We start from the raw sequence: 13,708 nt of genomic DNA on the forward strand, positions 1-13,708 counted from the left end.
ATGATCTTCATCAGGGCGGCGATACCGTCGTCCACATAGGTGAAGGCACGCTTTTGCTGGCCGCCATCCACCAGCTTGATCGGCTCACCGCGCACGATATGGCCGAGGAACTGGGTGATGACGCGGCTGGAGCCTTCCTTGGCGGTATGGATATTGTCGAGCCCGGCACCGATCCAGTTGAACGGGCGGAACAGGGTGTAATCGAGCCCTTCGCTCATGCCATAGGCGTGAATCACCCGGTCCATCAGCTGCTTGGAGCAAGCGTAGATCCAGCGTGGCTTGTTGATCGGGCCGTAGATCAGTTCAGAGTTTTCCGGGTCGAACTCGCCGTCGCGGCACATGCCGTACACCTCGCTGGTGGACGGGAACAGGATGCGCTTCTTGTACTTCACCGCCTGGCGCACGATGGGCAGATTGGCCTCGAAGTCCAGCTCGAACACGCGCAGCGGGTCTTTCACATAGGTGGCCGGCGTGGCAATCGCCACCAGGGGCAGGATCACATCGCACTTGCGCACGTGGTATTCGATCCATTCCTTGTTGATGGTGATATCGCCTTCAAAGAAATGAAAGCGCGGATGATCCAGCCATTCGCTCACCCGCTCGGTATTCATGTCCATGCCGTAGACCTCCCAATCGGTGGTCTCGATGATGCGCTTGGTCAGATGGTGGCCGATAAAGCCGTTGACGCCGAGGATAAGGATTTTTTTCATGGTGGGTTTTCCTGGGATGCCGACGGTCTTCGGCCAGAGTTTCGGTGACGGCAACCGCCTAGCTACCGGCTGCCCAAATCAATCGGCGCGATTTTACCGCATAAGGGCGCGGCTTCTAGCCTGATTGCACAATGGTGTAGTTCGCCGGGTGCGATAAGCGGTCTTGGGCAGTTGTCTGCACTGCATCCCCTTGCAGCAAACTCTGCCGGCTCAGCTCAGGGCCAAGTGAGTCGCGCCAAAGTGCCTGGCGAAGGTTTCGGCATCAAGCATCGCCCCATCGAGTTCCGCCTCCAGCACACGCAAGCGGCTACCGTCTGCGCAGTGCAATACCAGCATGCCGTCCTGCACGGCCAGATGGCTGGCGGCGATGGGGGCTGTGTCGGGCAATCGCCAGGTACGCCACACCACCAGCCGCTTGCTGCCGATATCGGCAAAGGCGCCGGGGTAGGGCTTGCTCAGTGCCCGCACAAAATCATGGATGCGCCGGGCCGGCCAGGACCAGTCCAGACGCCCGTCCTCCGGCTTGCGGCCGCCAAAATAGCCGCCCAGGCTCAGGTCTTGTACGGTCAGCGGATGGGTGCCGGACAGCAGTGCAGGCAGGCAGCGCCATAGCACCTGTTCCGCCGCTACCGTTACCTTGCCGAATACCTCGTGTGCGGTGTCGTCAGGCAGGATGGGCACGGCTTGCTGATCGACAATGGCGCCGTTGTCGGGCTTTTCATTCATGACATGCAAGGTGGCGCCGGTTTCGGTCTCGCCGCGCAGCACCGCCCAGTTCACCGGCACCCGTCCACGGTATTGCGGCAGCAGCGAGCCGTGCATGTTGTAGGCGCCACGCGGTGCTATCGCCAGCAACGGCGCCTTGAGCATATGGCGGTAGTAGAAGGAGAACAGGAAGTCGGGCTGGGCAGCGCTGACCGCCGCGATCACTTCCGGCGTATTCGGGTCGTCGGGCGTGATCACCGCAATGCCGTGCCGGCTGGCCAGCTCGGCCACGCTGTCAAACCAGATGGTTTCGCTGGGGTTGTCGCGGTGGGTAACCACCAAGGCCACATGGACGCCACGCGCCAGCAAGGTGGCAAGGCAGCGTACGCCGACATTGTGGTAGGCAAAAACGACGGCGGTGTGCATCAGTCGTCCTTCTTTTCCAGCACTGCTGCCACCATATAGCGCGGCCGGCGGCGGACTTCCTGGTAGATGCGGCCGGTGTATTCGCCGAGCATGCCGATGCCGAACAGCGCAATGCCGATCAGAAAGAAAGCAATACCGAACAGGGTGAACAGCCCGCCTTCTTCCGGCCCGAGAATCAGGCGACGTGCGGCGAGAATCACCACCAACACGCCGGACAGCAGCGAGATGGCCATGCCCAGCATGGAAAAGAACTGCAGCGGCACAATCGAAAAACCGGTCATCAGGTCGAAGTTCAGCCGGATCAGGCTGTACAGCGAGTATTTCGACTCACCGGCAAAGCGCTCTTCGTGGCCCACCACTACCTCGGTCGGGTTTTGCGAGAACTGGTAGGCCAGCGCCGGGATAAAAGTATGCATTTCCTGGCATTGATTGATGGTGTCGATGATGCGCCGGCTATAGGCGCGCAGCATGCAGCCCTGGTCGGTCATGGTGATGCCGGTGATGCGCTCGCGCAGCCCGTTCATGGCGCGCGAAGCGACGTGGCGCCACCAGGAATCATTGCGCTGGCGGCGGATCGAGCCGACATAGTCAAAGCCCTTGTCCATCTCGGCCAGCAAGGTGGCAATGTCTTCCGGCGGGTTCTGCAGATCGGCATCGAGCGTGACGATGCGCTCGCCACGACTATGCGCAAAACCGGCCAGAATGGCGCGATGCTGGCCGAAATTGCCATCGAACAGCACCACCCGGGTGACATCGCTACGCTTGTGGAACTGCTCGGCCAGAATGCGCGGCGAAGCATCGCGACTGCCATCGTTGACGAAGATCACCTCATACATCACGCCCAACCGGTCGAGCGCCGGGTAGAGCCGGTCAAACAAGGCCTGCAGGCCTTCTTCTTCGTTGTAGACGGGGATGATGACGGAGAGGTTTGGGGTCATGGCTTGAAACGTTTCGATTTTTGGGAGCGGGAGGTGCTTGCCGTGCCAGACGATTTTGGTACGCATTGGGCGTAGTGAAAGCGCAGCGTATTGCGCCGCATGTGCAGCAAGTAGCCCGGATGAAACGTAGTGCAATCCGGGGGCGGACGATAGTCCGCGTTGCCTTTACATGCAAGCCTCGCGGCTTGCCCCCGGATTCCGCTGCACTGCATCCAGGCGACGCATCACGCCCGCAACTCGCCAATCACCTCGCGCACTGCCGCGCATACCCGCAACACATCCTCATCCCGCATCGCCGGGAACAGCGGCAGGGTGACGGTGCTGGCGCCGATATGTTCGGCTACCGGGAAGTCGCCTTGCTTGCAGCCGCGTTGGCGGAACAGGGTGAAAAGATGCATGGCCGGATAGTGCACGCCGATGGCGATGCCGCGCTGCGTCATCGCTTCGATAAAAGCCGGGCGGCCACCTTTGAGCTGGTCAAGCGGCAGCAAGGGTTGGAACATATGCCAGTTGCTGTTTTCGAAGTCGGCCAGCGGCAGGGTAAAGCCGAGGCTTCGGTCGAAGTGTTCGAAATACCGGCGGGCCAAGTGGCGGCGCCGGGCGTTGAATTCATCCAGGCGCTTGAGCTGGCCCAGGCCGATGGCGGCGGCGACGTCGGTGAGGTTGGCCTTGCCGCCCAGCACATCGCAATCCATGGTGCCATCGGCAAAGCGGGTGACGCCTTGCAGGCGCAATTTTTCGAACAGGCGCGCTTCGTCTTCGGTATTCATCACCAGGCAGCCGCCCTCGGCGGTGGTGATGTTCTTGTTGGCATGAAAGCTGAACGACACCAGGTCGCCAAAGCTGCCCAAGCGCCGGCCGCCCCAGCTCGAACCCATGCTTTGCGCGGCGTCTTCGACGACGCGCAGGCCATGCTGCTTGGCAATGGCGTACAGGCGGTCGCGGTCCACCGGCAAGCCGGCCAGGTCGACCGGGATGATGGCGCGAGTTTTAGGGGTAATGGCGGCTTCGATCTTGTCGAGGTCGATATTGCGCGTTGTCGGGTCGGCATCGACAAATACCGGCGTGGCGCCCACCGTCAGGCAGATATTGGCGGTGGCGACCCAGCTCATCGGCGTGGTGATCACCTCATCGCCCGCGCCGATGCCGGCCAGCTTCAGCGCCAGCTCCATGGCGGCGGTGGCCGAGTTGATCAGGCGTACCGGCCGGCCGCCACAGTATTCCGATAACTTGGCTTCCAGTTCACGGCATTTCGGCCCTGTGGTGATCCAGCCGGAGCGCAGCACATTGGCTACGTCGGCAATGGTGGCTTCGTCGATATCGGGGCGGGTAAAGGGCAGGAAGTCCTGGCTCATGGTGGTATCCGATTTTATTCAGGGTTTGGCGACGACGACGCGGCGCAGATCGCGGTAGATGACGCGCATCGGCAATTGTTGTGCGGCGAGTTGCGCGTAGACATCCGGTCCCATATAGGCAATTGCACGGCGCGCCGCCTGCCAGCGCGGGTAGAAGTCGCTCAGTTTCGCAATGCCGGTGGCCGGCTTGAACTGCCAGCCATATTCAAATTCATCGATGTAATCCACCAAGGTGACGCTGCGGCCGAGGTAGAACGGCAGGGTTTGCTCATAGGTGCGCAGCGAAAACACTTCGGTGTCGGCGCTGAGCTCGGGGCGGACCTGTTCTACCAGCGCCTTGCTGGTCTTCATGGTGGCGTAGTGGTGATGCCCCATGGCCGAGAGCGATACTGCCAGCACACTGCCCAGCGCCATCGCGCCGATGGCACACAGGCGCCGCCCGGCGCGCAGCTGCCACCAAGCGACGCCACTGGCGATCAGGTAGAGCAGGGCACCGGCGCCAATAAAGCGGGCGAGGGCGGTCAATAAGGGCGCCGGCACATCGGCGCTGGCAAAGTGGTCGGCAAAGGGCGCCACCGCAAGCAGCACCAGCCACAACAAGGCTGGCAGCCACAGATGGCGGCGCAGCTCGGTGGCATTGAGATGGTGCAGATGGTGAGCCACCAGCAAGGCCAGCGCGCCGAACATCGGCAAGATATAAGACGGCAGCTTGGAGCCGGAGGCACTGAAAAACACAAAGATAAAGCCGGACCAGGCCAGCAGCAGCCAACCGGGATGGCCGATCTTGCGGCTACCAGCCAAGGCGCGCCACACCGCACTAGGCAGCAGGCTGGTCCACGGTAACAGGCCGGCCAGCAATAGCGGCACGAAATACCACCAGGCGCCCACCCGGTTGTGTTCGGTGGTGGTAAAGCGTTCGAAATGTTCGTGGATAAAGAAAAAGTGCGCAAAGCCCGGGTTGCGTAGCGACACCAGCACGAACCAAGGCGCGGCAAGGGCGGTGAAGATGGCCAGGCCCGATAGCCAGCGCATCCGTCCCCAGAAGCGCCACTGCCAGGTAAACAGGCTATAGCCGACCAGGGTGGCACCAGGGATCACCAGCCCGATCAAACCCTTGCTGAGCATGGCGCCGGCCATGGCGGCCCAGCACAGCGCCATCCAGCGCGATGCCGCCTGCTGGCTTGTTTGTGGGTGAAAAGCCAGCAGCAGGCTGCACAGTGCCAGCTGCAGGAAAAAGCTCAAGCCCATGTCCAGGGTCAAGAGATGCCCGTTGGTGATCACCCAGGTGGTACCGGCCATCACCATCGCGGCCAGCCAGCCGGTTTGCTCATCCCACAGGCGCCTCGCGGTGAAACCGGCCAGGGCGATCGAGCCAAAGCCGCACAGGGCCGGCCACAGGCGCGCCGAAAACTCGTTCACCCCGAACAGCTTGTAGGCGATGACGGTGGCCCAATATTGCAGCGGCGGCTTTTCAAAATACAGAAAGCCATTGAGACGCGGCGTCACCCAGTCGCCGGAGCGCAGCATCTCCAGTGCAATGGTGGCATAACGGCCTTCGTCGGCATGAATCAAGGCGCGGTAGCCGAGCCAGCCGAACCACAGCAGGGCAAAGCCGGTCCAGATCAGCCAGGCATTGCGGCGGGCATGGGCGGGGCTAAAAAAATAAGGGTTCATCGCGGGCAGAAAAGGCTGGCAGACGCCGGTTGGCGGCAAAGCCGCTTATCATACAGCCCTTCGCCGGAGACAGACCCATGAAAACCCTCAAGCCAGCCGATCTCGATGATCTGACCAGCCGCGCCGCCAGCGCGCCACGCCTGCGTGCCCACCACAATTTCCACCCCAGCCATGACGCGCCGGTACAGCGCCTTACCATTGCCATGGAGCCGGACACCTATGTGCGCCCGCACCGCCATCCGCAAAGCTGGGAGCTATTGATTCCGCTGCGCGGCAGCTTTCTGTTCACCGCCTATGACGAAGCCGGCAGCGTGCTGTGGCGGCACAAGCTCGGTGGCAGCGATGGTCTGGCGGCGTTCGAATTCGAAGCCGGCACCTGGCATACCGTGGCATCGCTGGAAGCGGGTAGTGTGATTTTCGAAGTCAAGCAGGGCGCCTATGTGCCGGTCGGCCCCACCGATGCGGCCAGCTGGGCGCCCGAGGAAGGCAGTGCCGCGGCCGCCGCCTTCGTTGCAGATTTGCATCGCGCCGCCGGGCAATTGAGCGTTGCTGCTTGATGCAGGCGGCGCTTCGCGCTCTGATTGCCGCCCTGTTGTAATAGCGCGCCTGGCTGCCAAGTAGCAGGCGGCACCGGGCCCGCAGGTTTTACCCTCCCATTTCAAGGAATCATCATGAATCGTTTTGCCGCGCTGTGCGCCGGCATGGTGCTGACGGCTGCTGCAGCGGCCGTGCAGGCTGCCAGCCCTGCTCCTGTGACTTCGGCCCCGGCCGTGTGGAATCTGACTGAACTCTACGCCAGCCCGGCAGCCTGGGAGACCGAACGCCTCGCCATCCAGGCGCAATTGCCGACCTTGGCGGCGCACAAGGGCAAGCTGGCAACGGATGCCCCAAGTCTGCTCAATGCCTTGGATGCCGTATCGGCGCTGCGCAAGCGCCTCTACCGCTTGAGTCTGTACGCCAGCCTCAAGGCCGACGAAGACACCCGGATTGGCGAAAATGAGGCGCGGCGCCAGCTGGCCAATAGTCTCGACAGCAAGTTCGGCGAGGCCATTGCCTATCTGGGGCCGGAAATCACCGCATTGGGTGCGGCCAAGGTCAATGCCTTCCTCGCTGCCGAGCCGCGCCTGGCCAAGCACCGCTATTTTTTGCAGAACAGCCTGCGCCTGGCTGATCACACCCTGAGCCAGAAGGAAGAGACACTGCTGGCCGCGGCAGGTGAGCCGCTGCAACAGCCCGGTGCCATTTATGAATTGCTGGCCAATGCCGATATTCCTTGGCCGACCATCAAGATCCGTGACAAATCGGTAAGGCTGGATCAGGAAGGCTATGTGGCGGCGCGCTCTGATCGCGACCCTGCCGTGCGCAAACAGGTATTCGATACCTTCTGGCCGCAGTTCAAGCAGTTCGAGCGCACCTTCGGCGCCACCTATGCCGCCAATCTGCGTGGCACGGTGTTCCAGGCCAAGGCGCGCCAGTATCCCAATTCGCTGGCGATGGCGCTGAGCCCCTACAACACGCCGGAAGCCGTATACCGCACCCTGGTGGCCGAGACCAATGCCGGCCTGCCCACCCTGCATCGTTACTTTGCCTTGAGCAAGAAGCTGCTCGGCCTGAAAGAGCTGCGCTATTCGGATATATACGTGCCGCTGGCCAAGCCGCCGCGCGCCTATACCCTGGCGGAAGCGCAGCAGCTGACGCTGGAGGCGGTCAAACCCTTGGGGCAGGAGTATGCGAGCGATCTGAGCCGCGGCTTTGCTGGTGGCTGGATGCATGCACTGCCGCAGCCGGGCAAGGCTTCGGGCGCCTATATGAACGGCGCCGCCTATGATCTGCACCCCTATCTGTTGATGAGTTTCAGCGGTGGCTGGGAGAGCGTTTCCACCCTGGCTCACGAGTGGGGCCATGCCATGCATACGGTGCAGGCCAACCGCGCCCAGCCCTTCGAGACCGCCGACTATGCGCTGTTCATCGCCGAAATTCCGTCTACCACCAATGAGATGCTGCTGGCCGACCATGTGATCGCGAATGCGCGCACCAAGGCCGAGAAGATCTTCGCCATCAGCCAGGAGCTGGAACTTTTGCGCTCCACTTTCTTCCGCCAGGCCATGTTTGCCGAGTTCGAGCTGGCTGCGCACGAGGCCATCGAGCGCGGCGAGGCGCTGACTGGCGAGCAGCTCAGCAAGATGTATCTGGACCTGCTCAAGCGCTATCACGGCGACCAACAGGGGGTGATGAAGATCGATGATCTGTATGGCATCGAGTGGGCCTATATCTCGCACTTCTATCGTGACTTCTATGTATTCCAGTACGCCACCTCCATCAGTGCTGCTGCCTACTTTGCCGATGGCATCGAGCGTGGCGATGCCACGGTGCGGCAGAAATACTTCGATATGCTGCGCGCCGGTGGTTCGGCCGACCCTTACCAGATCGTCAAGGCAGCCGGCCTCGATATGGCCAGCCCGACGCCCTACCGCGCACTGGTCAAGCGTATGGATCGACTGATGGATGAGCTGGAGCGGGTACAGGCAGGCAACTGACAGGCTTGCGCCGGTTCGATCATGCGGCACGCATGTGCGAACCGGTGAAAGCTGATAGCAGGAGCGGCTTTTGCCGAGAATGCCCTGTTTTCGGTAACAGCCAGGTGTTCGCGGCCATAGCCGCTCCTGCAAAGCAATAAGCAGGGTTGATTTCCTTGCCAAGCCGGCAGGCCAGTCACTTGGCATGGCTGGCTGCTGGTTTATTCCTGCCGGGGCACCATCATTCGCTGGCCTCATACAGCACGGTGCAATTGCGCCCGCGCTCCTTGCCCCGGTACAAGGCGGTATCGGCTTGCTGCAGCAGTTCATGAATGCTGTTGCCGGCCAGGGGCTCGGCCAGGGCGATGCCTATGGTGACGGTGACCACCCCGAGCGGGCTGGCGGCATGAGTAATGGCTTGGGCCTCGACCGCTTCGCGCAGGCGTTCGCAAAGGGTCAGCTGCATATCGCGAGCCGGCATATACCAGGCCAGGACAAATTCCTCGCCGCCATAACGGGCGGCCACATCGAGCGGGCGACGCGCCTGTTCGGCGATCAATTCGGCCAGGGTGCGCAATACCGTATCGCCGCCGCCATGGCCGTAGTGATCGTTGTAGGCCTTGAAATGGTCGACATCGATCATTGCTACCGCCAGCCAGCCGTCTTCGCGCATGGCCTGACGCCATAGCCGCTGCAGCTGGGTATCGAGGCTGCGACGGTTATACAGACCGGTGAGGCCATCGCGTTCCGCCAGCTCGCGCAACAAGCCATTCACCAGAAAGGTGGTACGGGTGCCGTATTCCATGATGTAGCTGCCGAGGGCACCAATCACATTGGCGGCGAACATGAAGATGGCGTGATAGGTACGGATTTCCAGACTGGGTTGCAGCCAGGATTCGGTCAGCACCAGGCTGATGCCGATCACCGAATTGACCAGCAAGGCACGCCACCAGCGCAAGCCGACAATGAAGTAGATGAACAGGCACACCAGCAGCATGCCTTCATAGGGCATATCACTGCGCAGATACAGGGCGGCACCGATGGTGGCGACACTGCCAAGGCCGGTGATCAGGCACACCACGGTAATGATGGCATGCACATGGCTGCGCCAGCGTGGCTCGTGCGAGGCCCACAGTGCAATCACCAGACTCGGCACAATCAGGCCAAGACGGAGGGAAATGGTCCAGTTGGCCACATAGGCGGGCAGGGAGGTGAAGTCGAATACCGAAAACAGCACATAGAGCGATAAGGCCAGCAGGGCTGACAGGCGCAGATGCCCCAGATGGGTTTCGGTATGGAAATGCCGGAATTCGGCTTCCAGCCGGCGCTGGAAGCGCAAGCGCCGATAGCCGTCGCGCATGGCGCGCTGGTACGGCGATCGTGGGTTTTCGCTCGGCAAGTTATGGTCGGGCAGCAGCATGCGTCGGGTTCAGCGGTCGGGCAAGGCTGCAGTGTAGCTGCGATGGGGGAAGAAACCACCCGGCGCCGCCCGAGCTTTTGCAGCTGAGGACAAAACGCCACAAACCATGACTACTGGGCACGACCGACGATGGATGCGGTGGCGATCAGCTCCTTCAAGAGCGCCATTGAAGCTGCACCCGAGCAGTTGAACGGGTTCAGACCGGACGTCTCGGAGTATTTGAGCAGGATGCAGGGGTTGATCTTCTCCATATTCACCTGCCCCATGGTCCAGCCGGCAAATTCGCGCTCGGCGATTTCCTCGTAGTGCAAGAGTGTCACGCCACGATGGCGCGCATCGCTGCAAATCTGCGCATACAGCTCCGATACGGCATCCCGGCCGCCTTCCAGCACCTGCATGAAGATATCGCCGCTAAAGCACAATATGCCGGTAATGCCTTTGGCGGGATTGTATTCGCGCGACTTGGCAAGGATCGCGTCGATTACCTCAGGCTTCAAAGTCTGGTTGGAGCGGCTGGCGTACAGCAGACGAACAAGCATTTCATACTCCCGAATCTGGACTTGACCTGTCCCGGTAACTGGTCAGCCGCAAGGCAGGCCAGGGAACAAGCATTCATGGTAGACCCTGATCTTGCTAGGGTGCCGCGTGGTTCCCGCTTGCGACTCAGCCTGGCACCGTGGCAGTGGCACAGCGACTTGCCCGTGTCAACGTTTTTGATCGATCAAGGACAGAAACTCGCGGCGCAGGCTGGCATCTTTCAGGAAGGAGCCACGCATCACGCTATTGATCATCTTCGAGTCCATATCCTTGACGCCACGCCAGTGCATGCAGAAGTGATCGGCCTCCATCACGATGGCCAAGCCGTCAGGGCTCATCTTTTGCTGCAGCAGATCGGCGATCTGCGTGACCGCTTCTTCCTGGATTTGCGGACGGCTCATTACCCATTCGGCCAGCCGGGCGTATTTCGACAGGCCGATCAGATTGGAGTGCTGATTCGGCATGATGCCGACCCACAGCTTGCCGATGATGGGGCACAAATGATGCGAGCAGGCACTGCGCACGGTGATCGGCCCGACGATCATCAACTCGTTCAGGTGCTCGACATTGGGAAACTCGGTGACTGCTGGAGCGGCGACATAGCGGCCGCGGAAAATCTCGTTCAGATACATCTTGGCGACACGTCGTGCCGTATCCTGGGTGTTGTGATCGCTATCGGTATCGATCACCAGGCTTTCCAGCACACCCTTGAGCTTTTCCTGCACCTCGCTGAGCAGCTCGTCCATTTCGCCCGGCTCGATGAATTCGGCGATATTGTCATTGGCATGAAAGCGCCGCTGAGCCTGACGGATGCGCTCGCGAATGCGGCGCGAGGCGGGCTGGTAGGGTGTTGTGGCGTTTTCGGACATAAGCTTCTCGGGTCTCTTGGTAGATATCGGGCTCATTATCACCCGGTTCGCGCCAATTCCCAACCCGCGGCTGTGAGTGGAATATGCGCTAAAACCCTGATTCCATCAGGGTTTCATCGCTCAGTGAGTGGTCGGTGCCGGCCCTTTGGGCTTGGCGGGTTTTCGTGGCGTTGCAGTCTTGCTGGCGACTTTGGGCGGAGTCGACGCTGCGCCGTGCGGGCTGGCGTCTGCGGCCGGGGCGGCAGCAAGGCGCTGTGCATTCAAGCCAAGCAGGGCTTTGATGCGCTGATAGCGCTCGGCCGAGGCGGCGTCGAGCGGGCCGGCGGCGCCTAGCACTTCCAGCACGAAATCCATCACCGTCTTGCGCATCAGGCGGTCCGGCAGCAGCTTGGGCAAGCCCTGCAGAGCACGTTCTTCGTCCAGCATCAATACAAAGGACTGACGCTGCACCGAATCGCGGTATTCGGCCAGGGTCACCGGCTCGACGCGCTGCTCGGACAGGATGCGACGCATCATATTGAACGGGCGCACGTCGATCACGCCATCGCCGCGCACATAGGCGATCACGCGTGCAAATGCATCCAGTGCGCCACCGTGGTCGAAGTCATGCAAGGCGGCCTTGATATTCAAGCGTTCCAGCTGGGCGCGCAGGGAGGTGGGGCTGCGCCGGGCGCGGCGGGCGCCAAGCAGGGTGGTCATCCACGGCGATTCGAACAGATGCTTGAAGGTTTGTTCATGCATCTGGTCGCGCTGGTCCCGGTAATGATCGAGGCAATCCTCGATCAGGCCGGAAAAGTGCTTTTCCAGTTGGACAAAGGGATTATCGGCTGCGACTTCGGCGCGCTTGTTGCGAATGGTGTCGGCCATGGCGCCGATCGGCCACAGCCAGGGGTTCAGGTCGGACACGGTGTAGCGTTCTACCCGCGCCGGGTGCAGGGCGCGCAAGGCGCTGGCGCTCAGGGCATTGCTGAACAGCTTTACCCAGGGCGAAGCAAACTGGTCGTACAGTGCCTGGTTGACTTCGGCAACACGCCTCACCAGCTCGAAGCGCTTCTCATGCTCGCGCCCATCGCCCAAAGCCAGGATATCGCTGACCTGGCGCGGCTCGAAGCGGATCAGATAACGGCCGTTGATCAGCTCGAGATTGGACATGCCGGGCTGGGTGTCTTCGATCACCGCTTCATACAGGCCAGGCTCCATGGTGTCGATCAGGTCGATGGCGCTGACCAGCTCGGCATGTTCGCGTTGCGCCACGCCGGCCGACACGAAGATGCCGAGGTGGCCGATATTCTCGTGCAGGCAGTACACGATGGTCTGGCCGTGGGCGCGGATATCCTCGGCATCGGCATACAGGTCGGGAATCCAGTTCAGCGCCTGTTGCGGCGGGGTGATGTTGTCGCCCCAGGATGCAAACACGATGATGGGCGTACGGATATTGCGCAGGTCGACATGGTGTTTGCCGCCGTCGACGGTGATCTCGCCACCGGTCAGGCGGTTGCCGACAAACAGGTTTTGCACGATCCAGTCGATTTCCTCGCGGTTGAGCAGGAAATGGCCACCCCACCAGCGCTCGAAGTCGAGAAAGCGCGGCGCCTCGGTGTCGACCTTGGAAAACAGGCGATACGGCTTGCTCCAGTAGGTATTGGCCGGATTGAGCTGCTCGAAGTTGTAAACCAGCCAGGCGCCATCGAACTTGCCGTCTCCGAGGTCGCCCATCATCGACGACAGCCAGGTGCCGCCCATCAGCCCGCCGTTGTAGCGCATCGGGTTCTTGCCTTCGACGCCGGCCCAGTAAGACAGCGGCGTGCCGGCCAACAATACCGGCCCGACCAGGTCTGGCGCCATGGCCGCCAGCAGCATCAAGGCCCAGCCGCCCTGACAATTGCCGATCACCAGCGGCATGCCCTCGCGTTCCGGATGGCGTTCCAGCACTTTTTTCAGGAAGATCACCTCGGCATTGGCAATGCATTCAATGGTCTGGCCGGGCACCGGGTCGGGGAAAAACATCACCAGATAGCAAGGATGGCCGCCGCGCAAGGCAATGCCGATCTCGCTGTCGATCTTGGTGCCGCCTATGCCGGGGCCATGGCCGGCGCGCGGGTCGATCACCACGAAAGGGCGTTTTTTCGGGTCGGTCGGGCTATCGGCCGGCGGAATGATGCGCACCAGCGCATAGTTGGCCGGCCGTTCCAGCTCGCGGCCGTCCATCACCATTTCATAGTCGAACACCAGCACGGGGGGATTGCCGGCGCGCGCATGCTCCAGATAGACATTGCCGCGCTGGCGCAGCACATCGAGCGTGAGGATGCTGCGTTGCAGGCGGTCAAGCAGATAGCTGGCCGAATCGCCCAGCAGGGCAGGCGGGTGGGCGAAGGGTGCGGGAAGTGTGGGCTGTGTCGGGTGCATGGTCATGGACGACCTCTTTGATCAGGCCGCTCATGGCAGCACTGGCTTGGGAAGTGGTTTTTATAGGTAAGCCCGGCCTCGGCCGTGGCAGGTTTGGCAATGCGTATTGTGCATTGCAGCATCGGTTTAACCTAGCCATATTCGTGAACTGG

The 13,708-nt window shown here is 61.5% G+C and carries 11 protein-coding genes; 2 read left to right on the forward strand and 9 right to left on the reverse strand.

Annotated features, from left to right (window positions below; genetic code table 11):
* The 5 genes from ACE3OH_RS00005 to ACE3OH_RS00025 all read right to left on the reverse strand — a co-directional run.
* On the reverse strand, positions 1–710 hold a 710-nt coding region (locus ACE3OH_RS00005; RefSeq protein ID WP_374346887.1), incomplete at its 3' end, for a bifunctional UDP-4-keto-pentose/UDP-xylose synthase.
* 210 nt (positions 711–920) lie between these two features.
* On the reverse strand, positions 921–1,841 hold the full coding sequence (locus ACE3OH_RS00010; protein WP_374346889.1) for a formyltransferase: 921 nt from the start codon (positions 1,839–1,841) through the stop codon (positions 921–923).
* Positions 1,841–2,779, reverse strand: a complete 939-nt coding sequence (locus tag ACE3OH_RS00015) for a glycosyltransferase (protein ID WP_374346891.1) — start codon at positions 2,777–2,779, stop codon at positions 1,841–1,843. The genes ACE3OH_RS00010 and ACE3OH_RS00015 overlap by 1 nt, the downstream gene beginning before the upstream one ends.
* Positions 2,780–3,003: 224 nt before the next feature.
* The gene (locus ACE3OH_RS00020) at positions 3,004–4,134 is read right to left on the reverse strand and encodes a DegT/DnrJ/EryC1/StrS family aminotransferase (protein ID WP_374346896.1); all 1,131 of its coding nucleotides are present in this window, start codon (positions 4,132–4,134) and stop codon (positions 3,004–3,006) included.
* 18 nt (positions 4,135–4,152) lie between these two features.
* Complete coding sequence (locus ACE3OH_RS00025; RefSeq protein ID WP_374346898.1) at positions 4,153–5,808, reverse strand: glycosyltransferase family 39 protein; 1,656 nt, start codon at positions 5,806–5,808, stop codon at positions 4,153–4,155.
* Between the two features lie 77 nt (positions 5,809–5,885).
* Here ACE3OH_RS00025 and ACE3OH_RS00030 point away from each other — a divergent pair, with 77 nt between their 5' ends.
* Entirely contained in the window at positions 5,886–6,365 is a 480-nt protein-coding gene (locus tag ACE3OH_RS00030) for a WbuC family cupin fold metalloprotein (RefSeq protein ID WP_374346900.1), read from the forward strand.
* A gap of 114 nt (positions 6,366–6,479) precedes the next feature.
* Positions 6,480–8,345, forward strand: coding sequence for an oligoendopeptidase F (gene pepF / locus ACE3OH_RS00035; protein ID WP_374346902.1), 1,866 nt, complete (start codon positions 6,480–6,482; stop codon positions 8,343–8,345).
* Positions 8,346–8,565: 220 nt separating this feature from the next.
* Here pepF and ACE3OH_RS00040 read toward each other — a convergent pair whose 3' ends face one another.
* From ACE3OH_RS00040 to ACE3OH_RS00055, 4 genes are all read right to left on the reverse strand, one after another.
* Positions 8,566–9,744, reverse strand: coding sequence for a diguanylate cyclase (locus tag ACE3OH_RS00040; RefSeq protein WP_374346904.1), 1,179 nt, complete (start codon positions 9,742–9,744; stop codon positions 8,566–8,568).
* A 110-nt stretch (positions 9,745–9,854) separates the two neighbouring features.
* Complete coding sequence (locus ACE3OH_RS00045; RefSeq protein ID WP_374346906.1) at positions 9,855–10,283, reverse strand: BLUF domain-containing protein; 429 nt, start codon at positions 10,281–10,283, stop codon at positions 9,855–9,857.
* A gap of 165 nt (positions 10,284–10,448) precedes the next feature.
* A complete protein-coding gene (gene folE, locus ACE3OH_RS00050; protein WP_374346908.1) occupies positions 10,449–11,150 on the reverse strand; it encodes a GTP cyclohydrolase I in 702 nt (233 codons plus the stop codon).
* Positions 11,151–11,270: 120 nt separating this feature from the next.
* A complete protein-coding gene (locus ACE3OH_RS00055) occupies positions 11,271–13,562 on the reverse strand; it encodes a DUF3141 domain-containing protein (protein WP_374346910.1) in 2,292 nt (763 codons plus the stop codon).
* Positions 13,563–13,708: the final 146 nt, after the last annotated feature.

Origin of the sequence: Chitinimonas sp. (assembly GCF_041904975.1) — a bacterium.
Classification (GTDB): Bacteria; Pseudomonadota; Gammaproteobacteria; order Burkholderiales; family Chitinimonadaceae; genus Chitinimonas.

Bases quoted from the DNA above. Each gene is read 5' to 3' on its own strand.
- ACE3OH_RS00010 (WP_374346889.1), bottom strand. From the start codon at position 1,841: ATGCACACCGCCGTCGTTTTTGCCTACCACAATGTCGGCGTACGCTGC.
- ACE3OH_RS00015 (WP_374346891.1), bottom strand. From the start codon at position 2,779: ATGACCCCAAACCTCTCCGTCATCATCCCCGTCTACAACGAAGAAGAA.
- ACE3OH_RS00020 (WP_374346896.1), bottom strand. From the start codon at position 4,134: ATGAGCCAGGACTTCCTGCCCTTTACCCGCCCCGATATCGACGAAGCC.
- ACE3OH_RS00025 (WP_374346898.1), bottom strand. From the start codon at position 5,808: ATGAACCCTTATTTTTTTAGCCCCGCCCATGCCCGCCGCAATGCCTGG.
- ACE3OH_RS00030 (WP_374346900.1), top strand. From the start codon at position 5,886: ATGAAAACCCTCAAGCCAGCCGATCTCGATGATCTGACCAGCCGCGCC.
- pepF (WP_374346902.1), top strand. From the start codon at position 6,480: ATGAATCGTTTTGCCGCGCTGTGCGCCGGCATGGTGCTGACGGCTGCT.
- ACE3OH_RS00040 (WP_374346904.1), bottom strand. From the start codon at position 9,744: ATGCTGCTGCCCGACCATAACTTGCCGAGCGAAAACCCACGATCGCCG.
- ACE3OH_RS00045 (WP_374346906.1), bottom strand. From the start codon at position 10,283: ATGCTTGTTCGTCTGCTGTACGCCAGCCGCTCCAACCAGACTTTGAAG.
- folE (WP_374346908.1), bottom strand. From the start codon at position 11,150: ATGTCCGAAAACGCCACAACACCCTACCAGCCCGCCTCGCGCCGCATT.
- ACE3OH_RS00055 (WP_374346910.1), bottom strand. From the start codon at position 13,562: ATGACCATGCACCCGACACAGCCCACACTTCCCGCACCCTTCGCCCAC.